The sequence below is a fragment of the Frondihabitans sp. PhB188 genome, assembly GCF_003752365.1.
Taxonomy (GTDB): Bacteria; Actinomycetota; Actinomycetes; order Actinomycetales; family Microbacteriaceae; genus Frondihabitans.
On sequence record NZ_RJUO01000002.1, the window covers coordinates 153,186 to 177,840 of the forward strand.

Below are 24,655 nucleotides of genomic sequence, written 5' to 3' on the forward strand. Positions count from 1 at the left end.
GCAGCGACGCCGAGGTCAGCTGCGGCGGTACTCCTGGTACCGGTGGCCCCACGCGCCGGTGACCATGCCCGCGCCGCGCGCCATGGTGCGCACGCCGCGCGCGCGCTGGCCGAGAGACCTGGCGACGGTGCCGAGAGCGACCCGGGCGAGCCCGCCGGCGAGGCGCACGACGCCCTTCGCCGTCAGGCGGACCCGCAGCGCGAGGCGCGCCCCGAAGCCGATGTGGCGCGTGAGCAGGAGCGACGTGAGGCTCCAGCCGTTGCCGCTCGAGAACGCCCGCTGCACGACCCACTGCCGCGTCAGCCGATGCGGCGGCACCACGTCCGTCACCACGGCCTCGTCGCACCAGAGCATGCGGCCGCCGTTCTGCACGATCGTCCGCGTGAAGACGGTGTCCGAGCGGCCGATGGTGCCGAGCGAGCGGTCGAAGCCGAGTCGCAGGGCGCGGATCGCGCGCAGGTCGAGCAGCAGGTTGTTCGTCGCCGCGACGTCGACCTCCGTGCCGGTCGGCAGGCGTCGGCGGTCGAAGAAGCGGCCGGCGACGATCCACGGGTCGGGCGTGATCGAATACTCCGAGATCACGGGGCCGACCGTGGCGGCGACGCCCTCCGCCAGCATGAGTTGCACGAGGTCGACCAGCCAGCTCGCGCTCGGCCGCTCGTCGTCGTCGATGAAGACGAGCAGGTCGGAGTCTCCGCTGTCGTCGAGCGCCCGGTTCCGGGCCGCGGCGATGCCCGGCTCCGCCTCGTGCGAGTAGGCCACGGTCACGTCGCCCGCGTCGGCGGCGAGCCGAGCCACCTGGTCGCGCGCAGAGCCCTCGGGGTCGTTGTCGACGACCAGCACGCGCGATGCGATGCCCAGCGGCGCGGTGGTGCGCGCCTGCTCGACGAGCTGGGGCAGGACGGCGTCGAGGTCGTCGGGCCGGCGGAAGGTCAGAACGGCGATGGTGAGCGATTCGGGGCGCTCGGCGTCCTGGGACGCCGCGGGTTTCGTCATACAGACGATCATGGCGCATCCCGCGCCCGGGTCGAGAAGGAGAACGAATGAGCACGACCGCGATGACGACCGAGCGGGCCGCGACCGCGGTCCCGCTCTGGCAGCGCCTGCCCTGGTGGCTCTGCGTCCTCGTCGTCTACGCGCTCTCGCGCGTGCTGACGACGGCCGTGCTCCTCGTCGGCACGCTGCGCCAGGGGGCGAACCCCTTCACCGGCGCGCGCCCGGGCCTGCTCGAGTACTCCGTCATCTGGGACGGCGTCTGGTACCGCCGCATCGTCGAGAGCGGCTACCCGACGACGCTCCCGGTGGACGACGCCGGTCACGCGGTCACCAACGCCTGGGCGTTCCTGCCCGGATACCCGTACGTCATCAAGGCGCTGATGACCATCACCACCCTGCCGTTCGACGTGGTCGCGGTCTCGGTCTCCGTCCTGGCGGGCGCGGGGACACTGCTGGTCTTCCACCGCATCCTGCTCCGCGTCACCGGATCGGCGGGCACCGCCCTGTTCGGGGCGACGCTGCTCGCGCTCAACCCCGTGTCGCTGCTCTTCCAGGTCGCCTACGCCGAGTCGCTGGGCGCCCTGCTGATCGCCGCGGGCCTGCTGTTCGCGCTGAAGAGGCAGTACTGGCTGGTGCTGCCGGTCGCCGTCGTGATGGCCTTCACGCGCCCCGGCGAGATCGCCTTCGCGTTCTTCCTCGGCCTGCACATCCTCTACCGGCTGTACCGACGCCGCGACGACCCGTTCCCGCTCCGGGAGTTCGTCTCCGCCGCGATCGCCACGCTGGCCGGCCTCGTCGCGGGCCTGGCCTGGCCGGTCATCGCGGGCGCGGTCACCGGGGTGCCGAGCGCCTACACCGACACCGAGCTCGCCTGGCGTGCCGCCGCGATCGGCCACACCGAGTTCCTGCCGTTCACCGGCTGGTTCGCGGCGGGCGAGCACCGGGCGGGAGTCGTCGGCCTGGTAGCGGTCGCCGTCTTCATGCTCGCGTGCGTGGCCGCGCTGTTCGTGCCGGCCGTCCGCCGCCTCGGCGTCGACCTCCGCCTCTGGACGTTCGCCTACCTGGCGTACCTGTTCGCGGTCTTCTACCCGCAGTCGTCGACGATCCGCCTGCTGATGCCGGTCTTCCCGCTGATCGGAGCACTGGCGCTGCCGCGCTCGCGCGTCTACCGGGTCGCGATCGTCGTGGTGCTGATCGTCGTCCAGTCGGTCTGGACGCTCTTCGTCTGGCACGTCACCGCGAAGTCCCCTCCGCCTCCGTGACCGGGGCCTGCTCCGCTGCGGCGGCCAGCTCTGCGCGCCGCCTGCGGAGGTCGCGCTCGACGAACCAGAGGTTCGGCAGCAGCTGGCACAGCGCCACCATGATGAGCGAGCCGATGATCGGGCCGGCGGCGCCGAAGGGCGTGATCAGGAACCACGACAGCGCCAGGTTGAGCGGCACGCCGATCAGGATGGGCACCACCTGGAAGGTCATCCCCCGCTTGTCGGTCATGTACATCGTCAGCGGGTACTTCGCCGCCTGGATGGCGATGTAGCCGAGGAACCCGATCAGCAGCGCCGTCGGCAGCACGATCCTGCCGCCCGAGACGAAGCGCACCAGCCACGGCGACACCGCGACGAGCGCACCGCCGACGGCGAGTCCGCCGATCAGGAAGTAGACGACCGCCTTGTACGGCGACTCGACGCGGCCCTGGGCGCGCGCCCTCGTGTAGATCGGCCAGAGGGCGACGCCTGCCGCGTTGATCGTCTGCAGGACGATGCCGAACAGCTGCGCCGCGAGGTTGTACTGAGCCAGCTGCTCCGAGCCCGAATGGTGCGACAGCAGCACCCGGTCGCTCTGGATGGCGATCGGCAGGATCAGCGACTGCAGCATCATCGGCCACGCGACGCTCATGATCTTGACGCTCGGGTACCGGCGCGGGCGGAAGACGTTCTTGAGCGACTCCTTGACCTGGGGCGACAGCACGCGCCAGGCGATGACCAGGCAGATGACCGAGACCAGGCCGTTCGCGACGTACGAGACGATCGAGAGGAAGTTGCCGGCGGGCACGGCGAGCAGCACGAACGAGCCGATCACCAGGATCATGAACGGCGCGACGACCGTCTGGCTCGCGACCTGCGTGGTCGTCTTGCGGAGTCCGATCAGGATCCGCTGCCCGATGGTCATGGGGATCACGATGCTGAAGACCGCCAGGCAGAGCCCTGCGGTGAGCCCGCCGCCGGGCAGCAGTCCGTCGCCGAGCAGCCGCGGCCACAGGTCGAAGACCGTCAGCACGGTGGCCGCCAGCAGGATGACGCCGCCCGCCGTGAACAGCACGCGGAACGCCGTGATCAGCGTCCGGCGCACAGCCTCGTCGGTGCTCGGCTTCTCCGACCCGGCGACGGAGTTGATGACGACGGCCGCGATGCCCAGGTCGGCGAACGGCAGCAGCTGCGGGAAGGAGGTGAGGAGGCCGTACTGCGCGTAGGCGGCGGTGCCGAAGTGGCCGATGATGAGGTGGCTCGTGATGATGCCGAGGATCCCCGAGACGCCCATGACGACGACCTTGATCGCGGCGGTCGACCCGACCTGGCGCATCCCGGAGCCGCCGCCCTTCTTCGACGGGGCCGCCGGCGTCGTCGACGGGCGCGCGGGTGCGTCCTGACTCATTGGCGTCTCCCCCTCGCTCGTGCGATCGCTGTCCGGTAGGCCTCGACGTGGGCCCGGCCCGCCGCCGGCCACTCGCGGTTCGACAGGTCGGGCCGCTCCCCGGCGGCGATGCCCTCGGCGGCCGAGAGCGCCGCGGCGATGTCCGCCGCGTCGAGATCGCCATCGTACTGCCGCACCCACTGCTCCCCCACCTCGCGGGCGAGCCGCTCGTTGACCTCGTTCGCCGGAACGAGCACCGGCCGATCGAGGCTCAGCGCGGCCAGGGCGCTGCCCGAGTTGTGCATCCCCCGGTGCGGCAGCACCACCAGGCGGGCACGACGGACCGCGGCCACCAGATCGACGTCGTCCAGGTAGCGCAGGTCGAGCTCGACACGCGGGTCTCCGGAGGCGAGTTCCTGCAGTCTCGAAGCGAGCTCAGGGCTCGCCGGCTTCCCGGCCACGGCGAGCGCCACCTCGCCGGGCACCGAGCGGAACACCTCGACGAGGCTCTCGACGCCCTTGTACGGACGGATCAGGCCGACGAACGCGGCGCGGCCGGGCTCTCCCTCGCCGGGCGCCGCCGACGTGTCGTACCAGTCGCGGTAGTGGCCGTGCGGCACGAGCGCCGAGAGGGTGCGCCGAGGAACGGGCGTCAGGTCGTTCAGCAGCACCACGAGCGCCGTGCGGCGCTCGATCAGCCGCACCAGCGCTGCGCGCCGGCCGTCGAGGCCCTCCCACGGCGTCAGATTGTGCAAAGTCCGCACGATCGGCCGGCGGAGGACCGCCAGCCGGGCCACCAGGAGCAGCGTGAGCAGCTGGCGCACGAGCGTCTTCGTCGGGCTGGCGCCGGTCACGAGAATCTCGGGCCAGTGCACGTGGAACACGTCGTACCGCCCCAGCAGGGCGGACCGCCACGAGAACGGGAGGACCCGCACCCCCGGCTGGCTGCCGATGGCGTCGGCCAGCTGCCGGAGGTACGGGTTGGTGGTGGGCCGGGGCCGGGGGAAGGACTGCTGTACGGTCAGTCCTCCCGCCCGCCCCCGAGTGCTGCTGCTGTTCACTGTCAGGGCTCGGACCTCAGGGCTTGAAGGCGCTGAGCTGCGACACCGAGAGCTTCTGCGGGGCGTTCGTCGCGCTGCCGGAGACGTAGCCCTGGACCGCGATCCCGCCGGCCGCCTGGATTCCCGAGCTGGAGTCCGTCTGCGTGAACTGCCACGCGCTGGGCTCCGGGGTCCCCGTCAGCCAGGCCTTGAGCTTGATGGTCGTCGGGCTGGTGCCGGTGACCTGCATCCGGAAGGTGACGTTGGCGCCGGCCGCGAAGGTGCCGGGGACGGTCACGGTGCTGCCGAGGTTCGTCCCGACGCCTCCCGAGATCGCCGTCAGCGTCAGCGTGGCCGTGTTGGTCGGCGTCAGCTTGAGCGTGGCACGGTACTCGTTGTTCGCGTCGACGCGTCGACCCGAGACGTAGATGAACGTGCCGCCGCCGGTGGCCGCCTTGTCGAGCTGGAACCGGGCCTGCAGGTCGGTGTTCGCCTGAGGGCTGGTCATCAGCTGCGCACCGGCCTGGGCGCCCGCCTTCGAGAGGGTGATCGCGCCGGCGCCCGGTGCGACCGAGAGGGCGCTGGCCGAGCCGACCGCGGTCCATGCCCCGCCGGTGTCCGCCGTGCCGAATCCACCCGAGACCGTCCGGTTGAACGAGTCGAGGTAGAAGGGCAGGTTCGCCGGAGCGGTGACGGCGACTGTCGCCGTGGACGTGTTGGTCGCGCCCTTGTCGTCGGTCACCTTGAGCGTCACCGTGTAGGTGCCGCCGGTGGCGTAGGCGTGGGTGGGCTTCGCCGTCGTCGCGGTGCCGCCGTCTCCGAACGTCCACGCGTACGAGGCGATGGTGCCGTCGGGGTCGGACGATCCCGAGCCGTCGGCCGTCAGGGTGAGGCCGGACGTCGAGGTGGTGAAGGACGCCATCGGAGCCTGGTTGGCCGGAGCCGTCACCGTGACCTGCTGGGTGCTCGTCGCCGTGCCGCCGTCGTTGTCCGTCACCGTCAGCGCGACCGAGTACGTGCCGGCCGAGGCGTAGGCGTGGGTCGGGTTGGCCGTCGACGCCGTGCCGCCGTCGCCGAACGTCCACGAGTACGAGGCGACCGTGCCGTCCGGGTCGGACGAGCCGGAGCCGTCCGCCGTCAGCTTCAGGCCCGTCGTCGACTGCGTGAACGACGCGGTCGGGGCGACGTTCGGAGCCTTCGTCACGACGACCGAGGAGGTCGAGGTGCCGGTGGCGCCCTGGTTGTCGGTGACGGTGAGCTTGACCGCGTAGGTGCCGGCTGCCGCGTAGGTGTGGCTCGGCGTCTTGCCGGTGGCCGTGCCTCCGTCGCCGAACGTCCATGCGTACGAGGCGATCGTGCCGTCCGTGTCAGCCGACGCCGAGGCATCGGCCGAGAGGACCAGGGCGTTCGCCGAGGTCGTGAACGACGCGGTAGGCGGCACGTTGGCCGGCGGGGCGACCGTGACCGACTTCGTGAGGGTGCCGGTGGCGCCCTCGTTGTCGGTCGCCGTCAGCGTGACCGTGTAGGTGCCGGCCGAGACGTACGAGTGCGACGCCGTCGGGCCGCTCGCGGTCGAGCCGTCTCCGAAGTCCCAGGCGTACTGGGCCACGGTGCCGTCCGAGTCGGTCGAGGCCGCGGCGTCGACCGAGACGCCGAGGTTCGTCGTGGTCGCGGTGAACGCGGCCGTCGGAGCCTGGTTGACACGCGGAGCCGTGACCGTCACCTGAGCGGTCGACGACGAGGTGGCGCCGTCGTTGTCGGTGACCGTGAGCCTGACCTTGTAGGTGCCGGCCGAGGTGTAGGCGTGGGTCGGCTTGACGGCGGTGGACGATCCTGCGTCCCCGAAGTCCCAGGCGTAGCTCGCGACGGTGCCGTCGGAGTCGCTCGAGGCCGAGGCGTCGAACGCTGCCGAGAGGTCGGTCACCGCGGTGGTGAACGAGGCCGTCGGGGCGACGTTGACGCGCGGTGCCGTGACGACGACCTGGGCGGTCGAGGTCGCGGTGGCGCCCTTGTCGTCGGTCACCGTGAGGGTGACCGTCTTGGTGCCGGCCGTGGCGTAGGTGTGGCTGGGCGTCTTGCCGGTGCCGCTCGATCCGTCGCCGTAGTCCCAGGCGTAGCTCGCGACGGTTCCGTCGGAGTCGCTGGAGGCCGAGGCGTCGAACGAGGCGGTCAGGTTCGACACGCTGGAGCTGAACGACGCCGTCGGGGCGACGTTCACCGCACCGGCCGTGCCGAGCGCGTAGTGGGCGCTGACGGTGGACGCGCTCAGAGCGGTGTCGTAGATCGCGACCTCGTCGATCGAGCCCTGGAAGTAGGCGCTGGAGGAGCCCCAGGTGGTGTCGCCGCCGATCTTCCAGTAGCCGGTGTACGGCTGCGCCTGAGTGGCGCCGTTGGTGCCCTGGAGCACGCCGTCGACGTAGAGCTTGAGGCCCGCCGACGACTGCGTCGCGACGACCTGGTGCCAGGTTCCGTCGTTGTAGGAGCCCGCCGTGGTGATCGTGTTGGTCGTGCCGGTGTAGGTGCCGTAGACGAGCTGTCCGTTGTCCTGCATGTACACGTGGCGGTCGTACGAGCCCGACTGACCGGTCTGCGACGAGCCGAAGCCGACGATCTTGCCGCCGGTGGTCGTGGTCGTCTTGAACCAGGCCTCCTCGGAGTAGACCTCGGGATCGTTGAACGACTGGGTCGAGTTGACCTGGCCGGACGAGCCGTCGAAGGTCGCGGCCGTGTCGGAGTTGCCGGCCAGGGCGCCGGTCGCGCCCTTCGTGACGCCGCCGGTGTAGGTGCCGTTCGAGCCGGCGAGCGAGCTGTCTTTCGCGGTCGTGCCGCTCGAGTCGCCGAGGCGGTAGTAGAGCACGGGCGAGTCGCTGAAGACGCGGGCGCCGTAGGTGTCGGTCGGCGCGGAGTTGAGCTGCGACGGGTAGCCGGCCGCGACGTACTGGTTGTTCACCTGCGACGTGGTCAGCGCCGTCGGGTAGACCGAGACGTCGTCGATCGAGCCCTTCAGGAAGTTGTCGCCGTTCCAGGACGAGTCGCCTCCGATGCGCCAGAAGCCGCTGTAGTCCTGGGCGCTGGTGGTGTCGGTCCGGCTGCCGACGCGCTTGCCGTCGACGAAGAGCTGCATCCCGGACGACGACAGCGTGCCGATGACCTGGTGCCACTGGCCGTCGTTCACGGCCGTCGGGCTGGTGAGCACCTGCGTGTTGCCGTTGTAGACGCCGAAGTTCACGGTGCCGCTCGGGTCGAGGTACAGGTGACGGTCGTAGGAGGTCGACGTGCCGGTGGAGGAGTTGCCGAAGCCGACGATCTTGCCGCCGGTGGTGGAGGTCGTCTTCACCCAGGCCTCCACCGAGAAGGTCTGCGGGCCGGCGACGGCCGACTGCGTCGCGGCGAGGCCGTTCGCGGTGCCGTCGAAGGTGGACGCGGAGTCGCCGTCGATCGTCGTCGCTCCGGTCGCGCCGCGGGTCACACCCGAGCCGGCGACCATGTCGGTGTAGCCGACGTTGTCGTAGACGGTGGTGCCGCTGGCCTCGTCGAGGCGCCAGAGCGACGAGGCGCCCTGCGACGCCACGGTCTGGGCGTAGGAGGACGGCGCCGAGCTGCTGGCCACCACCGAGACCGTGTCGCCGATCACGGTGTTGCCCTCGGGGTCGGTCGCGCGCACCCGGTACGAGTAGGTCTGTCCCGGCGTCAGGCCGGTGTCGACGAACCCGAGCGACGGCTGCTTGTAGAAGCTGGAGTCGGCCGTCACCTTGTAGACCGGCGTGGTCTGGTTGTTGTTGCGGTAGACCTCGTACTTCAGGGTGCCGGAGTCCTGGTCGTAGTTGGCGGCGAAGCTGACGCGCGCGGTGCCCGAGGCGAGCGAGACGACCTTGGGGGTGTAGTTCGCGCCGCTCAGCTGAGGTCCGCGCTTGTTCGCGGAGAGCGCCTTGACCGCGAAGCGGACCAGGCCCTGCTGGCGGACGCCGTTGACAGTGGTGAACTCGCCGCCGTAGACGACGTAGTTGTTGTTCGCCGCGACGCTCCACGGGCCCTGGCTCTGACCGGTGAAGGTGCCGGTGTTGAAGTCGGGGAACCAGTTGAGCAGGCTCGGGGTCGGGTTGCCGGCGTAGTTGTAGTAGCCGTACGGGTCGGCCGTCGCAGTGCCGGTCGCGGCGATGCTGAACGCGAGGCCGCGGTGGAAGGTCCACGTGGGCGAGGTCTGCGGGAAGCCGCCGATGTTGCCGCAGTAGTGCGGGTGGCCGGCGATGTACTCGGCCGTGTCGGTGACGGCGGTGGAGTAGGTGTCGCCGTGGCAGTCCTCGACCCAGACGAGGTTGCCGGTGGCCCAGTCGGCGCGGAAGGAGCCCTCGAGGTTGCCGCCGGCGCCGAAGACGTAGCCGGAGCCGTAGAGGCCGCTCGCCGAGGCGGTGAGGCTGGTGATCGACGCCTGCGTGCCGCCGTTGCGGATCAGGTTGTTGCCGTTCCACGGGAGCAGCGCGCCGGAGGTGTCGAGGGCGGCGAGTCCGTAGCCCGGGTTGCTCGAGCCGTTGACGGTCGTGAAGCCGCCGCCGACGATGATCTTGGTGCCGTCGGGCGACATCGCCATCGAGGTGACCTGGCCGCCGTCGGCGACGGGCGCCCAGGCGGTGACGGCCCCGGTGGCGGCCGATGCCGCGGCGAGCTTGCCACGGGTCGACTTGCCGACGCTGGCGAACGAACCGCCGAAGTAGACGGTGCTGGCCGTGGGCACGATGGCCGCGACGGTGTAGTTGGGGGCCGGGTTGAACGTCGTGATGAGCGCGCCCGTGGTCGCGTTCAGCGCGGCGAGGCGGCTGCGGCTGACGCCGTTGACGGTCGTGAACGTGCCGCCGATGTAGATGATGCTGCCGTCGGGCGATGCCGCGACGGCCTTCACCGCGCCGTTGATGGACGGCGCGAAGCCGGTGTTGAGGGCACCCGTCGTGATGTCGTACGCGAGGAGGTCCGTGCGCGTCACAGTGCTCACGCCCGAGGCCGCGCCGGCAGGCTGCGCCGTCGAGAAGTCGCCGCCCGCGTAGACCGTGTTGCCGACGATCTTCTGCGACCACACCACGCCGTTGATCTGCGGTGCGGCCAGCGCGTCCGCGGTCACCGTGGTGGGCGTCGACGGGTTGGTCGGGTCCGTCGGGTTCGAGTCGGCCAGCGCCGGGGAGGCGACGATGACACTGCTCAGGACGATGGCTGCGGCGGCTGCGATGCTGGGGGCACGCAGACGCGAGGGCAGGGAAATCCCCATGGGGGTGCCTCACTGATTCGGGTAAGCCGCTCGCCCGGCGGCTGGGGACCGACGGGTTCACGTGAAGTTCGCACGAGCTTCGGGTACGTGCGGTGGTGCTGCGCCAGGTGCGACTGCATCGTTGACTTGGCAGAAGGTGAGGATTTTCGGGTTCTCACCGTTCTCAGAACACTAGCTGACCCCCGCTCGGGTGCCATACCCCCCTTAAAGGGGGGTCCCCCCTTTGGCGGACCCGATCTAATGCGGAGCCGAGCCCGCGAAGACCGTGATGGGAACGCCGACGTAGTAGTCGACGAGGATCCGCACGTCGCTCCGGTCGGCCTTCGCCAGCGTGAACGTGTAGGTCGCCCTAGCGGTCTTACCGGCCGCCAGAGCCGACGGGAAGTCCTTGCGAACGCTCACCAGCTCATTGGCGGGGGCGTCGTCGCTGCCATGCGTGACGCTCGTCACGACCGACGACAGCGGGATGCCCTTGCTCGTGTCGTTCACGAACGTCACGGTGAACCGGATCGCCGGACCGTCGATCTCGCCGATGCCGCTGCCCTTGCCCGTGACAGCGGTGATCGCGCCGACGCTGACCTTGACTCCGGAGACGGGCTGCGCGGTGGTGGTGAGCGGCACGGCCTCGGCCTCGGCACCCGGGCTCGCGCTCGCCGAGGGCGTCGACACGGGGATGCTGGCCGACGGGCTCGGCGAGTCGGTCGGCGCCGGGGTGTAGCCGGGCGCGGTCGGCGTGGGCGTCGGGTTGATCGTCGTCGTCGCGGAGGGCGTCGCCGTGTCGTCGCCGGAGCGGCCCAGGGCCCGCACGACGAGAACCGCGATGACGGCGACGACCACCACGACGACGATCGTGACGATGACGGCGGTGCGCCGGGACGGCGATGCGGGAGGGGTGTCGGCCATGGCTGCTCCTTCGGGGGTGCGGTCGTCCGGGTCGGGATTCGGGACCCTCGCCTGCTGTTAGCATGACCGCACCGTGGCCCCCTCATCCTTGCATGCGCGTTCCTCCCGTCGCGCCGTCGTCCCGGCAGCCCTGTTCGTCGCGGGCGCGGTCGTCTCCTTCATCGGCTCCTGGAACGTCTCGCTGTGGACCGACGAGGCCGCGAGCGTGTCGGCAGCCGACCGCAGCCTGGGCGGTCTGTGGCAGCTGATCCAGGGGCAGGACGCCGTGCACGCCCTCTACTACGTCTTCCTGCACGCCTGGACCTCGATCGCCGGATTCTCGCCGGTCGCCCTCCGGCTGCCCAGCGCGGTGGCGGCGGGGATAGCCGTGGTCGGCGTGTGGGCCCTGGCCCGTGCCCTCCAGCGCCCGGAGGCCGCCCTCTGGGCCGCCGCGGTGGCGGTCGTGCTTCCGCGCATCACCTGGATGGGCGTGGAGGCGCGCTCGTTCGGCCCCAGCGCCGCGATCGCCGTCTGGGCGACGGTCGTGCTCGTCCGCGCCCTCGAGTCGGGCCGGTGGCGGTGGGTGGTCTACGGCGTCCTCGTCGCCCTCGGCGTGGCCCTCAACATCTACCTCGCGCTGCTCGTCGTGGCGCACGCCGTCTCGCTGCTCCTGCTGCGCGACACCTCCTGGCGCACCCGCGGCGCCTGGCTGATCGCCGCCGCGGCGGGTGCCCTCGCCGCATCCCCGGTCGTCCTCGAGTCGATGCGGCAGTCGGCGCAGCTCGGCGACAACGCCATCGGCCTGTCGACCATGCTGCGGCAGGCGGTCGTCAACCAGTTCTTCCTCGGCGACACCCCGACCGGCAACGGCGGCTCCGACTCGGGACGCTCCGCGTGGGCGGTCGCGGCCGTCGTGCTCGCCGCCCTCTGCTGGGCCCTGGCGGCGTGGGCGTGCGTGCGCGACGGGAGGAGCGGCGCGCGGGCCTCGGGTGCCGCGAGGTCGGCGATCCTGCGCCCGGTCATCGTCGTGGTGCCGATCGCGATCGTGCCCACGGTCGTCGCCATCGCCTACTCGGTCGCCGTCTCGCCGCTGTACAACGCGCGCTACTTCACCTTCGCGGCCCCCGCCGTCGCGCTGCTCGTCGGGCTCGGGCTGGAGCAGCTCGGCCCGCGCCTCGGCCGTGGCTCGCGCGTGCTCCGCTTCGCCGCCCTCGTGGCCGTCATCGTGCTGGCGGCACCCGTCTACGTGTCGCAGCGGCAGGTCACGGGCAAGAGCGGCACCGACTGGTCGGCGGCCGCGGCGATCGTCGGCGATCGTGCCGCCCAGGGCGACGGCATCTACTTCTCGCCCCTCGAGGCGAACCGGCAGGCCGTCGTGAAGCGCTCGGAGCGCTACGTCGACACGGTGTACCCGGCTGACTTCGACGGCCTCGTCGACCTGACCCTCAGAACGACCGGGGCGCAGGATCACACCCTCCGCGGCACGTCCTGGCAGATCGGGGGTGCGCGGGCGTCCGAGCGGCTCAGCCGCGTCGACCGCGTCTGGGTGCTCCGACCGGCCGACTACGGCGCCGCCGCGAGCGCCGCCGACGATGCCGTGCTGCGGACCGCCGGCTTCACCCGCACGGCCGTCTGGGACGGCTCGCGGACCGACGTGCTCGAGTTCAGTCGGGGCTGAGGCCCGGCGCGACGCGCTTCCACCGCGGCAGCTCCGCGGAGCTCTCGCGGGGTCGGTCGGCGTCGCCGCCCCGGCGCTTGACCTCGAGGAGCAGCGCCACGGCGATCACGACGATCGGCGACGACGAGAACCACGGCCCGAACGGCACGAACCACAACGTCGTCACGACCATCAGCAGAGTCGCGGCGGGTGCGGTGCCCTGGGCGATGCGGCGGCTGGTCGACCCGAGCAGGACCACCAGCAGGGCCGCGATGAGGGCGAGGCCGACGAGGCCCGACTGGATCCAGACGTCGCCGAAGATCGAGTGCACCTCGAAGTGGTTGCCGAGCATGTAGACGTTGACGTAGCCGTTGTCGGGGTCGTACCCGATCGAGCGCATGCCGGTCTTGGCGATCTCGATGTCGGCGCCGGTCGGGGCCGACCCCGCGCCGAAGCCCCACAGACTGTTCTGCATGAGGGCCAGCGTCGCCTGCAGCTCCGGCCGCGATCCGACGATGAGGTTGCCCGAGGTCTCTATCTGGGCGATCGACCGGGCCTGCGTCTCGGCCCCGAGCAGACCGCCGAGGATCGCCGCCTGGCCGACGAATGTCACGACGACGGTCGCCACCGCGATGCCGAGGAGCACGAGAAGGGTCGACCCTCGGTGGAGCACCCGCAGCACGGGGCGCTGCGCGATCAGGAGCACCGCGGCGAGCAGCAGCAGGGCGAACGACGAGCGGAAGTCGTGCGTCGCGCACATCAGCATGAGCGCCACGAGAACGAGGAGCTCGACCCACCAGCGTCGGGTCAGGTGGGCCAGGCCGAGCGCGATCAGGGCGACGGGGTAGTAGAAGCCGAACTTCCACGGGTTGCCCTGGAACGCCGAGTTCTGCACGTCGGTGCCGATCAGAAGGCCGATTCCGAACAGGATCGCGACCAGCGACGGCGAGAACAGCGTCCGCGCCCACAGCAGCAGCCCGATCGAGAGCCCGGCGCCGATCATGATGCCGGTCTGCGTCGTGAAGACGAGGCCGTTCGTCCCGTGGGTCGCGGCGTTGGCGAAACGCAGCCAGACACCCGCGACGGCCGTCCCGAGCGAGAGGCAGACGAGCAGCCAGCCGAACCGGTAGCGGCCCACTGCGCGCACCCAGACGGGCGAGAGCAGCGCGGCCACGATCCAGCCGACCTCGACGCCCTGGGGCAGGGTGATGCGCCAGCCGAGGACCACGATCGACGCGGCTGCGACAGCGAGCACGGCGCGATGGCGCGAGCGCTCGGCAGCGGCCTGGCGGATCAGGCGGGTCGGCGACTGGCTGGCGATTCGGGTCGTCAGGGTCATGGCGTCCACCATACGGCCTGATGACCACTCGGCAATCCCCCATTCTGTCCCCCAGAGCGCCCACACCCTGTCGGGGTCTACCCCGCCCGCGGCGAACCCTGAATACTTGATGACTCATCGGGTTCATGCCCCGTTCACGCGGGCCGGAGGGCCCGATCGCATCGAGATGAACCGCTGAACAGCCCCCGCATCGAACAGATCGAGAGACACCCGTGCCGACAAGCGCCCACCGGAAAGACGTCCCGAGCCGCCGCTCGAAGGTGTTCCCAGCCGCCGGCCTCGTCGTCGGACTCGCGCTCGCCCTGCTCGTCCCCCAGGCGGCCGCCGCCAAGGGCGCCGTGGTGGCCAACGACGGCTTCGGCGGCCGCACGCTCTCGTCGAGCTGGGGCACCGCCAGCCTCGGTGGCGCCTGGTCGCTCTCGAAGTCGGGCTCGACGAGGTTCTCCGTCTCCCAGGGTCGGGGCGTGCTCTCGTCGCTCGCCCGCGGCGCCGCGGCATCCGCGACGCTGAAGAAGCTCTCCCTCCGCGACGTCAACGCCGTCGGGCTGATCGGCATGCCGTCGACGGCGGCCCGCACGTACAACGCCTTCGAGCTGCGCCGCCAGTCGGACGGCTCGCGCTACCGCGGACGCCTCAACGTGATGTCGTCGGGCTCGGCCGTCCTCGCAGTGTCCCGCCTCACGACGTCCGGCGAGACCAACCTCGACACGGTCGCTCTTCCCTTCAAGGTGGCCAAGGGCTCCGAGGTGCGACTGCAGTTCCAGATCACCGGCACGACCGAGGTGCGCATCCTCGGGCGGGCGTCCCTCGACGGCGATGCCGTGCCGGACTGGCAGCTCGACACGACGGACACCTCGTCCAAGCGCATCACGAAGGCCGGCACCGCCGGCTGGTGGCTGTACTCGTCCGGCTTCAACGCCAAGGCCATCTCGTCGACCCTCGACAACTTCACCGTCGTCAGCAACCCCAGCGTGCCCACGGACGCCGACGAGTCGCCGGCCACCACCACGCCCGTCGAGTCGGCCGCGCGCCCCACGCGCGGCTCGGCCGCCGTCGGGACATCCGACTACGCCGTCCCCGCCTCGGGCGCGGTGATCGTCTCGACCTCGGGCAGCGACTCGGGCTCCGGGACCCTGGCCTCCCCGCTGCGCACTGTCGCGGCCGCCGTGTCGAAGGCCACCTCGGGCGACACGGTCGTGATCCGCGGCGGCACCTACAACGAGTCCGTCTCCGTGCCGGCGTCCAAGTCGATCACCATCCAGGCCTACCCTCACGAGGCCGTCTGGTTCGACGGCTCCAAGCGCGTCACGGCGTGGACGAAGTCCGGATCGACGTGGACGACCCCGTGGAGCTTCTTCCCCTCCAGCGTCATCGACGGCATCGCCGACAACCCCGGCTACGTCGACTCCGCCGCGCCTCTGGCCGCGCGCTTCGACCAGGTCTTCGTCAACGGGGCGCAGCTGACCCAGGTCGCCAAGACCTCGCAGGTCACCGCCGGCACCTTCGCAGTCGACTCCTCTGCGGGTACCGTCACCATCGGCTCCGACCCGTCCGGTCAGGAGGTCCGCGTGTCGAACCTCAGCCAGGCCCTCGCCGTGCTCTCTCCGAACTCCACCGTGCGCGGCTTCGGCGTCCGGCGCTACGCGAGCCAGCAGGTCTCCATCGGGGCTGTCCGCCTCGCGGGCGCCAACGTGACGGCACGCAACCTCGTCGTCGAGGACAGCGCCTGGATCGGCCTCAACAACTCCGCCGCCGGCGGCACCCTCGACCACCTCACAGTCGTCCGCTCCGGCCTGCTCGGGATCGGCGTCAACGCCGGCTACGGCTTCGCCCTCACCAACTCCGTCGTCGACGACAACAACTCGTCGCACTTCAAGGCGGCCCCCGTCGCCGGCGGCTTCAAGATCACGCGGTCGCGCGGCGTGACCGTCACGAACAACCAGGTCAACGACAACTGGACGACGGGAATCTGGTTCGACGAGTCGTGCTACGACATCGTCGTCGCCGGCAACACCGCGACCGGCAACACGACGGCCAACGTCGAGCTGGAGCTGTCGCAGAAGGCCATCGTCGCCGACAACGTGCTCACCGGCGGCAAGGCCCCCGTCTACATCCTCAACACCGGCGACGTCCGCGTCTGGAACAACTCCATCGGAGCCTCGACGGTGTTCGGCATCAAGATCCACCAGGACTCACGACTCGCGTCCGACCTGTCGGTGCCGGGCCACGACAAGCAGCGGCCGGTGCCCGACCCCACCGTCCCCTGGGTGACGAAGGACATCGACGTCGAGAACAACGCCTTCGGTGCGGGCACGGGCTTCCAGATCTACGCTCTCAACGCCCCCGCGAAGAAGATCACCATCACGGGCAACCTGTTCAACCGGCGCACCTCGAGGGCGCAATCCGTCCTGGTCGCCTGGGGCTACTCCTCGACCGACCAGTCCTTCACCTCCTACGACAGCCCGGACGCCCTCGCCTCCGCGGTCGACAGCAGGTGGAAGAACCTGCAGACCTCGGACATCCAGGCCCTCTCGGTCATGACGACGCAGATCGCGGCCTCCACCGGCACGGCCTCCCCCATGCCGGCCGACATCGCCGCGGCTGTCGGCGTCCCCACCGGCACGCGCTGGATCGGGGCCGTCGACTAGGTCGCGCTGCCTGCCGGAACCGGCCACCCCGAGTTCCTGCGCCCTCTGCAGACGACGGCGCCACCCGGACCGAGGTCCGGGCGGCGCCGTCGTCGTGTCGGGTCGCGCTCAGTGCGGAAGGACGGGCACGGCCTCGATCGCGTCGGCCGTGGCGGTGATCGCCTCGGCGGTCCGGTCGAGCAGCGCGGTGATGTCGCCGGCCTCGAGCCCGGTGCCGCCCTGCAGAGCACGGGCGATGGCCTCGTGGTACTGCGTGTACATCGTGTCTCTCGCGCGCGCCCCGGTCTCGGTGAGCGAGAGCAGGAGGCTGCGGCGGTCGTTCGGGTTCGGGGTGCGCCCCACGAGGCCCGCACCCACGAGGCGGTCGGTCAGAGCGGTGATGGCGCCGGTCGTGATGTCGAGGTGGGCGGCCAGGAGCTTCGGCGTCGTGTCGCCTCTCTCGCCGACGTGCATGAGGGCGTTGAACTCGAGGGGGCTGAGCCCGACGCTCGCGGCGAAGACGGCACGGAGGCGCCGGTGCGCGGCGTCGGTCTCGGCCATGGCGTGGGCGATCTCGCGGACGACCGGGGTGTCGGCCGACAGGGTCGGCTCGAAGTCGTCGGCGTCGGCTGCGCTCAGCGCGAGCGCTGCGGGATCTCGGGTCACGAGGGTCTCCTGGATAGAGGGGTAGCTCACTTCTGGTGAAAAGTGCGCATCTTTATATTCGCAGTCGGACGGGTGCCGGATTTGCCCCACTAGTGGGGGTTTGTGTCGATGAATGAGTAACCACATCATTGAGTAGCTTCACAATCGAGTAATCAACCAGCTCGCAAAGACCACTCACCAAGCGGCTCGCTGCCGCCCACTACCAGACCACCCAAGGGGTTCCGAAATGTCCAGCAACCTGCACGCCGCGAAGGCCAAGCGTCTCCGATTTGCTCCTCTCGCCATCGCGACGGGCGTCCTCGGAGCGGTCCTCCTCTCCGTCTCCATGTCCGGCACGCTGTCGGGCTTCGTGGCCAGCATCCAGAACTCGACCAACACCACCGCCACCGGCGCGCTGACCATGCAGGAGCAGAACTCCGGTGCCACGGTCACCTGCTCCTCCACCGACGGCGGCACGGTCTCGACCAACACGGCGACCTGCGCGACCATCAACAAGTTCGGCGGCTCGACCACGATGATCCCCGGCCAGACGGTCACCACCCCCATCACCATCAAGAACACCGGCACCGTCACCGCGAACACCTTCACGCTGACCCCCGGCTCCTCCTGCACCCAGTCGAACAACGGCTCGCTCAACGGCACCGCCACCGACCTCTGCTCCAAGCTGACCGTCGTCGTCACGAACACGACCACCAGCGCCACCGTCTTCTCGGGCACCCTGACGGCTCTCGCCGCCGGCGGCGCCATCGCCCTCCCGACGCAGGCCGCCGGCGCCACCACCGGCTTCAGCTTCGCCGTCACCCTGCCCTCCACCGCGGGCAACACCTACCAGGGCCTGGCCGCCTCGCTTCCCCTCACCTGGACCTACTCGAGCTAGTAGGCACAGCCTCGAGCTCGCCCTGCTCCCCGGCGCGAGCCAGCCGCCCACTCGGTCGGCTCGCACCTCCAGCCCGGACCGCCCGGGCACGCATCACCCCGCCATCCCAGCAGCACCGCACCCCGCCATCCCAGCAGCCCTCCCGGGCTCCCACGCCCCTTTGCAGGGCACCCAGGCCCCGGCCGGAAAGTCAGACCATGACGAACGTGACAGAGAGCCTCACCGCCTCTCGCACCGTCGACGCTGACCTTCCGACCGGGGCCCGTCCGCGTCCGCGGCAGAACGGCCGCCAGAAGAGCCAGACCGTCCTGATCTGGCTCGGGGCCGCGGCCGCGGCCGTCCTGGTCGTCCTCGCCCTGATGTTCCACGCTCAGGGCGGGCGCTGGTTCATCGTCCAGACGCCCTCGATGGGCACGGCCGCCCCCGTCGGGACCCTCGTCCTCACCACCCCCGTCGAGGTCGCCGATCTGCACACGGGCGACGTCCTGACGTTCCACCCGCCGACCGAGACCGGCGAGGTCTTCACGCACCGCATCGTGGCCATCGACGCCGACGGGATCTCGACCCGCGGCGACATCAACGGCGCGACGGACCCGTGGCGTCTGCACCAGGCCGACCTCGTCGGCAAGACCACCACGATCCTCCCGATGGCCGGCTGGCTCGTCCGCGCCCTGCCGATCCTCCTGGTCGGAGCCGCCTTCGTCCTGATCGCGACCCGCCTGATCGCGAACCCCGCTCGTCGCATGTCGTTCCGCATCCTGGGCTTCTCGATGCTCGCCTCGCTGACCGTCTACGTGCTCAAGCCGTTCGTCGGCCTGGTCGTCCTGACCACCGCCGCCACGAAGACCGGCGGCGTGAGCGCTCAGATCGTGTCGACCGGGATCCTGCCGATCACCGCCACCGCCAAGGGCGGCACCAGCGTGGACCTCCACGCCGGAGAGGTCGGGACCCTCACCGTCCGCCACATCACCGACCTCGCCCACTACAGCGTGTCGAGCCAGCTGCATCTGACCCTGCCCGAGTGGATCCTGTTCGGAGTCATCTGCGCGATCCCGATGCTGTTCACGTTCGTCGTGGGGCTGCCGTCGGAGCGGGTCGAAGACGGGGAGGCGGCTGCGGCTGCTGCTGCCCTGGCCTCTTCCGCCGACCGCTCAGGAGACGTCGCGTGACCACCCCCTTCCGCGTCGCCGCGATCGTCGGCGCCCTCGCCGCTGCCACGCTCGCCCTCAGCGCCGCCCTCGTGCCCGGCTCGAGCGCCGGCTTCATCGCCTCCGTCAAGAACAGCACCGACACCGCGGCCACCGCCCCCTTCTTCACCTGCGCCGGAGCCCTCGCCAACGACAGCGCTCCCGCCCTCTTCGTCCTCCCGCTGAACGAGGCGTCGAACGCCACGACGGCGACCGACACCGACTCCGGCGCCTACCCCGGCACCTACCGCGGCAGCATGACCACCTCGACGTCCACCCCGCAGGCCTGCTCGCGCGACACCGGCGGCGCGTACGTCCTGAACGGGTCGACCAGCTACGTCTCGACGGCGACGTCGTTCGCGAACCCGCAGACCTTCAGCGAGGAGATCTGGTTCAAGACGACGACGGCCGGCGGCAAGCTGATCGGCTTCGGCTCGTCTCAGACCGGCGCCTCGGGCTCGTACGACCGCCACCTCTACGTCGACACGACCGGCAAGCTCGTCTTCGGCACCTACAACGGGGCCACGAAGACGATCACGTCGACCGCGGCCGTGAACGACGGCGCCTGGCACCAGGCCGTCGGAACCTTCTCCACCGCCGCCGGCATGAGCCTCTACCTCGACGGGACGCTCGTCGCCTCCAACTCGACCTACACGGTCGCCCAGAACTTCACGGGCTACTGGCGCATCGGCTACGACTCGCTCTCCGGCTGGCCGAACGCCGCGGCGAACGGCTTCTTCACCGGGAGCCTCCGCTTCGCCAGCGTCTACACGGCCGTTCTCACGCCGGCGCAGGTCGCGCAGCACTGGAACGCGGGCCGCTAGCGCGGGAGTGCGCGGGGTCGGCGCCGGCGGCCGCGCCGCGACTCAGGCGTTCTGGGCGCGCCCGGGCCAGCCGCCCCGCGTTCCTGCGCCCGCGTGGCCAGAACTCCTGACGCGCGCGCGACCACCCGCCGCGAGCGGCCCGCCCGGGACCGGCGGCCATACGCACCCGACGGCGCCCACTCCCCCACGGCGCCCGCGCGTTCTCGCCGTCGAGAGTGCACTCGTTGTCGCCCATCCGCCCGCCAGCGACAGCGAGCGCACTCTCGGCGCGCTCGCGCCGGCGGCCGCGCCGCGACTCAGGCGTTCTGGGCGCGCCCGGGCCAGCCCCTACAGCGCCGCGATCCGCCACGACGCGGTGTGCGTCGCGCCCGGCTCCAGCCGCACGAGGTCGGTGCCCGACGTGAATGCGTCCGGCGGGCAGGTCATCGGCTCGACAGCGAGGCCGATGCGCGAGATCTCAGGAGCGTCGTCACGATCGGCCGTGTGCACCTGAACCCAGGGCAGCTCGGTTCCCCACGCCATCTCGACGCCGGTTCCGTCGGCTGCGCGCACCCGCACGGCCGCCGTGCCGGTCGCGTCGCGCGCAAGGTCGGTGAAGGCGTGGTCGATGAAGACGTCGTCGATCGCCCGGGCCTTGCGGAAATCGAACTCGGGGTGATCGGCCACGCCGCGCGTCTCAGTCGGGACCAGCCGGTCGGGCGTCACCTCGAGCACGGTCGCCGCCGGGAGCTCGAGCGTCCAGTCGTCGACGTGTCCCGGGCCGGCGATCAGGTACGGGTGCGGCGCGGTGCCGTACGGGGCGGCCGACGTTCCTGCGTTGACAGCCGTGACGGTCGTCGAGAGGCCGTCGTCGCCGAGAGCGTAGGCGACCTGAACCCGCAGTGGGAACGGGTAGCCGTCGCTCGGCACGACCTCGGCCTCGAAGACGGCCTCGCGATCGGTGGCCTCGATGATCTCGAAGCGGGTCCAGACCAGGAGCCCGTGCAGGGCGTGCCCGCGCTTCGGCTCGGTGAGCGGCAGCTGGTACGAGACGCCGTCGAACGCGTAGACGCCGTCGACGACGCGGTTCGGCCAGGGCGCCAGGATCGCGCCGCGGTACGCGGGCCGCACCTCGTCGGCGTCGAACGGCACGACGAGATGGCGGCCGTCGACGGTCAGCTCGCGGAGGGTGGCTCCGACGCTGGCGATCGTGGCGGAGTACGCGCCGTGGGTCAGCACGACCTGGGCTCCGGAAAGGGGTGTGGGGTTCGTCATCGAATGGTGCCGTTCTGGATCGGAGTGGGTGCGGAGATCAGGCTATCGGTGCCGTCGAGGCCCGGACGATCAGCTCGTGGTCGGCGACGACCGACACGAATCCTGATTCCGGCGCCGGGTCGGCGATGCGGGCCACGAGCAGGTCGACGGCGGTGCGCGCGATCTGGGCGCGGCCGGGCGACATGGTGGTCAGGTCGGGGTGCGCGAAACGGGCATCGGCAGTGTCGTCGATCCCCATGACCGCCACGTGCGCAGGAACTGGCAGCCCCCGTCGCAGGACCGCGTACAGCGCCCCCAGCGCGAGTGCGTCGTTGAACCCGAGCACGGCGTCGAAGGCGAGCCCGGAGTCGAGCGCGGCAGCCGTCGCAGCCGCGCCGGCGTCGCGACTCCACGCCGGCACCTCGCGCAGGAGCTCCTGATCGGCCGGCAGCCCCGCGGCGGCGAGGGCGGCCTCGACGCCCTCGCGCCGCAGTGTCGCGGTGTGCGTCGCGATGCCGCTTGCACCCAGCACCAGGATCCGGCGCCGCCCGATCGAGATCAGGTGCTCGGCGGCAGCCCGGGCGACCTCGTGGTCGGCGATCAGGACATGGTCGGCCAGCCCCTCGAACTGCCGTTCGCCGATCACCACGAGCGGCAGCCCGGCACCGGGCTCAGGAAGGTCGTCCGGCCCGAGCGCGAGGGGGTCGACGATCGCGCCGTCGACCAGCTGACGCTGGTCGCCGGTCAGCGCCGCGAGCTCCCGCACGCGGTCGCCGCCGGTCGTCTCGACGAGCACCGTCAGGTCGTGCACGGCGGCCGCGTCGATCACCTCCTGCGCCAGCTCGGCGAAGTAGGCCTGGTCGAGCTCGGGCACGATGAGCGAGATCATCCCCGTTCGGCGGGTGCGGAGACGCCGCGCCGACAGGTTGACGCGGTAGCCGAGCTCGGCCACGGCGGACTCGATCCGCGCACGCGTCTCAGGACGCATGTACGGATAGCCGGTGAAGAAGTTCGACACTGTCTTGACCGAGACGCCGGCCCGGACGGCGACGTCTCGCATGGTGGCGGGCACGGGTCTGCTAGGCCTTCGCCAGGCGCACCACGTTCCAGCTCAGGGGCGGGAGCACGACGCTCAGGACGCTGCCGTCCCAGCTCGCGTCGCCGTTCGCGACCGGGGCGACACTGTCGGACGTGTCGACGGTGACCGTGAGGTACGGGTCGGGGTTGTGCAGCGTCGTCGCCTCGACGAGGCGGACCGAGCCGAACGCACGGGTGTCGACGGCGACGGTCAGCGACTCGGTGAGCGAGCGGTTGATGGCGAAGACCGCCACGTCTCCCGACTCGGGGTCGTGCGTCGCGACCGCGTCGAGCGTCGGGACCTCGCCGAACTTGGCGGTCTCGACCTCGGGCGACTGCAGCTCGACGCGCAGGACGTCGCCGCGCGCGTGGGCCGATGCCTGGGCGAACGGGTGGAAGGTCGTCTGCTTCCAGCTGCGGCCGCCGGTCTCGGTCATGATCGGGGCGATGACGTTGACGAGCTGAGCGAGGCTGGCGCTCACGACGCGGTCGGAGTGCCTGAGCAGCGAGATCAGGAGCCCGCCGACGACGACGGCGTCCGCGACGCTGTACTGGTCTTCCAACAGCACGGGCGCGACCGGCCAGTCGGTCGGGTTCTTGCTCGCCTCGCCGTCGAGGTACCAGACGTTCCACTCGTCGAACGAGATGTTGATGCGCTTCTTCCGCTTCATGGCGGCTCGGGTGTGGTCGACGCTGGCGACGACGTCGTCGATGAAGTGGTCCATGCCGACGCCCGAGGCGAGGAAGCTGCCGAGGTCGCCGTCCTTCTCCCAGTAGTAGGCGTGCATCGAGATCAGGTCGACCTCGTCGTACGTCTCCTCGAGCACCTCGCGCTCCCAGGTGCCGAAGGTCGGCATCTCGGCGCCGGAGCTGCCGCAGGCCACCAGCGTGAGGTCGGGGTCGACGAGGCGCATCGCGCGCGCCGTCTCGGAGGCGAGGCGGCCGTACTCCTTCGCCGTCTTGTGGCCGATCTGCCACGGGCCGTCCATCTCGTTGCCGAGGCACCAGAACTTGACGTCGTAGGGGTCGGCCGAGCCGTTCTTCCTGCGGAGGTCGGAGTGGAACGAGCCGCCGGCGCCGTTCGTGTAGTCGAGAAGGTCGACGGCGTCCTGAACGCCGCGCGTCCCGAGGTTGACGGCCATCATCGGCTCGACGCCGGCCTTCTTGGCCCAGCGCATGAACTCGTCGACGCCGACGAGGTTCGGCTCGGTGGAGTGCCAGGCGAGGTCCTTGCGCACCGGGCGGTCGGCGACGGGGCCGATTCCGTCTTCCCAGCGGTAGCCCGAGACGAAGTTGCCGCCGGGGTAGCGCACGGTCGAGATGCCGAGCTCGCGAACGAAGTCGATGACGTCGCCGCGGAAGCCGTCGGCGTCGGCCGTCGGGTGGCCCGGGTCGTGGATGCCGCCGTAGACGCAGCGGCCGAGGTGCTCGACGAAGGTGCCGAAGGTGTTGCGCGAGACAGGCGCGACCACGAAAGACGGGTCGAGGGCGAGGCGGGCGTGCGGCATGTGATCTCTCCTAGGGGTTACATCGTTGTAACGGCTATCTTCTACAACGATGTACTACCGAGTCAAGGGGGCGCAGGAACTCGGCCCCGCCGCCCCGCCCGCCGCCGCCGCGCGCTCAGCCCCGCCGGCCCCGCCGGCCCCGCCCGCCGCCGCGCGCTCAGCCCCGCCGAAGCGGCACACCCCCGCCGTCGCACCGGAGGGGCCGTGCCGATTCGACGGGTACGAACGACATGCCACCCCGCCGAAACGACGAAGGCAGGCCCCGCGGGGCCTGCCTTCGTGCGGATCGTGCGGGGGTGTCAGACCGTGACGGTCGCGAGCACCTCGTCGAGGAGCGCGGACGCCTCCTCGTCGGTGGACTTCTGCGCGAGCGCCAGCTCGGAGATGAGCACCTGACGGGCCTTGAGGAGCATGCGCTTCTCGCCGGCCGAGACGCCGCTGTCCTGGTCGCGGCGCCACAGGTCGCGGACGACCTCGCTGACGCTGTAGACGCTGCCGCTGCCCATCTTCTCGGTGTTGGCCTTGAAGCGGCGCGACCAGTTGCCGGGCTCTTCGACGTGGTCGCTGCGAAGCACGTCGAACACCGCCTCGACGCCCTTGGCGTCGATGACGTCGCGGACGCCGACCAGATCGACGTTGTCGACCGGGAGCTCGATCATCAGATCGCTGGCGTGGACGTTCAGGGTGATGTATTTCTTCTCAGCGCCCTTGATGGTGCGGGTCTTCACCGCGGTGATCGTGGCGGCGCCGTGGTGGGGGTACACGACGGTCTCCCCTACTTCGAAAATCATCTAGTCGTGCCTCTGTTCTCTTTACGTATCGTGAAGCGGCTTTAGGCCGATGGCACTTCTCGTCGA

Annotated in this window: 17 protein-coding genes; 6 read left to right on the forward strand and 11 right to left on the reverse strand. The window is 70.8% G+C overall.

Annotated features, from left to right (window positions below):
• Positions 1–15: 15 nt before the first annotated feature.
• Complete coding sequence (locus EDF46_RS05725; protein ID WP_123505338.1) at positions 16–996, reverse strand: glycosyltransferase family 2 protein; 981 nt, start codon at positions 994–996, stop codon at positions 16–18.
• A 47-nt stretch (positions 997–1,043) separates the two neighbouring features.
• On the opposite strand from EDF46_RS05725, the gene EDF46_RS05730 reads away from it, so the two are divergent.
• Positions 1,044–2,258 (forward strand): hypothetical protein, encoded by a 1,215-nt coding sequence (locus tag EDF46_RS05730; protein ID WP_233579895.1) that lies wholly within the window; start codon positions 1,044–1,046, stop codon positions 2,256–2,258.
• Here EDF46_RS05730 and EDF46_RS05735 read toward each other — a convergent pair.
• The 4 genes from EDF46_RS05735 to EDF46_RS05750 all read right to left on the reverse strand — a co-directional run bounded on the left by EDF46_RS05735 (position 2,230) and on the right by EDF46_RS05750 (position 10,824).
• On the reverse strand, positions 2,230–3,645 hold the full coding sequence (locus EDF46_RS05735; RefSeq protein ID WP_233579896.1) for a lipopolysaccharide biosynthesis protein: 1,416 nt from the start codon (positions 3,643–3,645) through the stop codon (positions 2,230–2,232). The two genes, EDF46_RS05730 and EDF46_RS05735, sit on opposite strands and share 29 nt — an antisense overlap.
• On the reverse strand, positions 3,642–4,685 hold the full coding sequence (locus tag EDF46_RS05740; RefSeq protein ID WP_233579897.1) for a glycosyltransferase: 1,044 nt from the start codon (positions 4,683–4,685) through the stop codon (positions 3,642–3,644). The genes EDF46_RS05735 and EDF46_RS05740 overlap by 4 nt, the downstream gene beginning before the upstream one ends.
• A 16-nt stretch (positions 4,686–4,701) precedes the next feature.
• Positions 4,702–9,921, reverse strand: coding sequence for a PKD domain-containing protein (locus tag EDF46_RS05745; RefSeq protein ID WP_123505339.1), 5,220 nt, complete (start codon positions 9,919–9,921; stop codon positions 4,702–4,704).
• A 237-nt stretch (positions 9,922–10,158) separates the two neighbouring features.
• Positions 10,159–10,824, reverse strand: a complete 666-nt coding sequence (locus EDF46_RS05750) for a hypothetical protein (RefSeq protein ID WP_123505340.1) — start codon at positions 10,822–10,824, stop codon at positions 10,159–10,161.
• 73 nt (positions 10,825–10,897) lie between these two features.
• On the opposite strand from EDF46_RS05750, the gene EDF46_RS05755 reads away from it, so the two are divergent.
• The gene (locus EDF46_RS05755) at positions 10,898–12,481 is read left to right on the forward strand and encodes a glycosyltransferase family 39 protein (protein WP_123505341.1); all 1,584 of its coding nucleotides are present in this window, start codon (positions 10,898–10,900) and stop codon (positions 12,479–12,481) included.
• Here EDF46_RS05755 and EDF46_RS05760 read toward each other — a convergent pair.
• On the reverse strand, positions 12,468–13,799 hold the full coding sequence (locus tag EDF46_RS05760; protein WP_148061153.1) for a hypothetical protein: 1,332 nt from the start codon (positions 13,797–13,799) through the stop codon (positions 12,468–12,470). The genes EDF46_RS05755 and EDF46_RS05760 overlap by 14 nt on opposite strands.
• Before the next feature lie 212 nt (positions 13,800–14,011).
• Here EDF46_RS05760 and EDF46_RS05765 point away from each other — a divergent pair, with 212 nt between their 5' ends.
• The gene (locus tag EDF46_RS05765; RefSeq protein ID WP_123505343.1) at positions 14,012–16,447 is read left to right on the forward strand and encodes a right-handed parallel beta-helix repeat-containing protein; all 2,436 of its coding nucleotides are present in this window, start codon (positions 14,012–14,014) and stop codon (positions 16,445–16,447) included.
• Positions 16,448–16,555: 108 nt separating this feature from the next.
• Here the strand turns inward: EDF46_RS05765 and EDF46_RS05770 are convergent, their stop codons facing one another.
• Positions 16,556–17,092, reverse strand: coding sequence for a MarR family winged helix-turn-helix transcriptional regulator (locus EDF46_RS05770; protein WP_199738219.1), 537 nt, complete (start codon positions 17,090–17,092; stop codon positions 16,556–16,558).
• Positions 17,093–17,318: 226 nt separating this feature from the next.
• On the opposite strand from EDF46_RS05770, the gene EDF46_RS05775 reads away from it, so the two are divergent.
• The 3 genes from EDF46_RS05775 (at position 17,319) to EDF46_RS05785 (ending at position 19,980) form a co-directional block, all read left to right on the forward strand.
• Complete coding sequence (locus tag EDF46_RS05775) at positions 17,319–17,969, forward strand: hypothetical protein (RefSeq protein WP_123505344.1); 651 nt, start codon at positions 17,319–17,321, stop codon at positions 17,967–17,969.
• Between the two features lie 197 nt (positions 17,970–18,166).
• Positions 18,167–19,138 carry a signal peptidase I gene (locus EDF46_RS05780; protein WP_123505345.1) on the forward strand — a complete coding sequence of 324 codons (972 nt, stop codon included), beginning with the start codon at positions 18,167–18,169 and terminating at the stop codon, positions 19,136–19,138.
• Entirely contained in the window at positions 19,135–19,980 is an 846-nt protein-coding gene (locus EDF46_RS05785) for a LamG domain-containing protein (protein WP_123505346.1), read from the forward strand. Before EDF46_RS05780 ends, EDF46_RS05785 begins: the two co-directional genes overlap by 4 nt.
• Before the next feature lie 327 nt (positions 19,981–20,307).
• On the opposite strand, the gene EDF46_RS05790 is transcribed toward EDF46_RS05785, so the two are convergent.
• The 4 genes from EDF46_RS05790 to EDF46_RS05810 form a co-directional block, all read right to left on the reverse strand.
• On the reverse strand, positions 20,308–21,234 hold the full coding sequence (locus tag EDF46_RS05790) for an aldose 1-epimerase family protein (protein ID WP_123505347.1): 927 nt from the start codon (positions 21,232–21,234) through the stop codon (positions 20,308–20,310).
• 37 nt (positions 21,235–21,271) lie between these two features.
• Positions 21,272–22,285: a LacI family DNA-binding transcriptional regulator gene (locus EDF46_RS05795; protein WP_233579898.1), complete on the reverse strand. Its 1,014-nt coding sequence runs from the start codon at positions 22,283–22,285 to the stop codon at positions 21,272–21,274.
• A 7-nt stretch (positions 22,286–22,292) separates the two neighbouring features.
• Positions 22,293–23,798, reverse strand: coding sequence for an alpha-N-arabinofuranosidase (locus EDF46_RS05800; protein WP_123505349.1), 1,506 nt, complete (start codon positions 23,796–23,798; stop codon positions 22,293–22,295).
• A gap of 299 nt (positions 23,799–24,097) precedes the next feature.
• The gene (locus EDF46_RS05810) at positions 24,098–24,589 is read right to left on the reverse strand and encodes a CarD family transcriptional regulator (RefSeq protein ID WP_123505350.1); all 492 of its coding nucleotides are present in this window, start codon (positions 24,587–24,589) and stop codon (positions 24,098–24,100) included.
• Between the last annotated feature and the right edge of the window lie 66 nt (positions 24,590–24,655).

What these genes read in the sequence shown, in the direction of transcription:
- EDF46_RS05725 (WP_123505338.1), bottom strand. Translation starts at nt 996, where the DNA reads ATGACGAAACCCGCGGCGTCCCAGGACGCCGAGCGCCCCGAATCGCTC.
- EDF46_RS05730 (WP_233579895.1), top strand. Translation starts at nt 1,044, where the DNA reads ATGAGCACGACCGCGATGACGACCGAGCGGGCCGCGACCGCGGTCCCG.
- EDF46_RS05735 (WP_233579896.1), bottom strand. Translation starts at nt 3,645, where the DNA reads ATGAGTCAGGACGCACCCGCGCGCCCGTCGACGACGCCGGCGGCCCCG.
- EDF46_RS05745 (WP_123505339.1), bottom strand. Translation starts at nt 9,921, where the DNA reads ATGGGGATTTCCCTGCCCTCGCGTCTGCGTGCCCCCAGCATCGCAGCC.
- EDF46_RS05750 (WP_123505340.1), bottom strand. Translation starts at nt 10,824, where the DNA reads ATGGCCGACACCCCTCCCGCATCGCCGTCCCGGCGCACCGCCGTCATC.
- EDF46_RS05760 (WP_148061153.1), bottom strand. Translation starts at nt 13,799, where the DNA reads ATGACCCTGACGACCCGAATCGCCAGCCAGTCGCCGACCCGCCTGATC.
- EDF46_RS05775 (WP_123505344.1), top strand. Translation starts at nt 17,319, where the DNA reads ATGTCCAGCAACCTGCACGCCGCGAAGGCCAAGCGTCTCCGATTTGCT.
- EDF46_RS05780 (WP_123505345.1), top strand. Translation starts at nt 18,167, where the DNA reads ATGACGAACGTGACAGAGAGCCTCACCGCCTCTCGCACCGTCGACGCT.
- EDF46_RS05790 (WP_123505347.1), bottom strand. Translation starts at nt 21,234, where the DNA reads ATGACGAACCCCACACCCCTTTCCGGAGCCCAGGTCGTGCTGACCCAC.
- EDF46_RS05800 (WP_123505349.1), bottom strand. Translation starts at nt 23,798, where the DNA reads ATGCCGCACGCCCGCCTCGCCCTCGACCCGTCTTTCGTGGTCGCGCCT.
- EDF46_RS05810 (WP_123505350.1), bottom strand. Translation starts at nt 24,589, where the DNA reads ATGATTTTCGAAGTAGGGGAGACCGTCGTGTACCCCCACCACGGCGCC.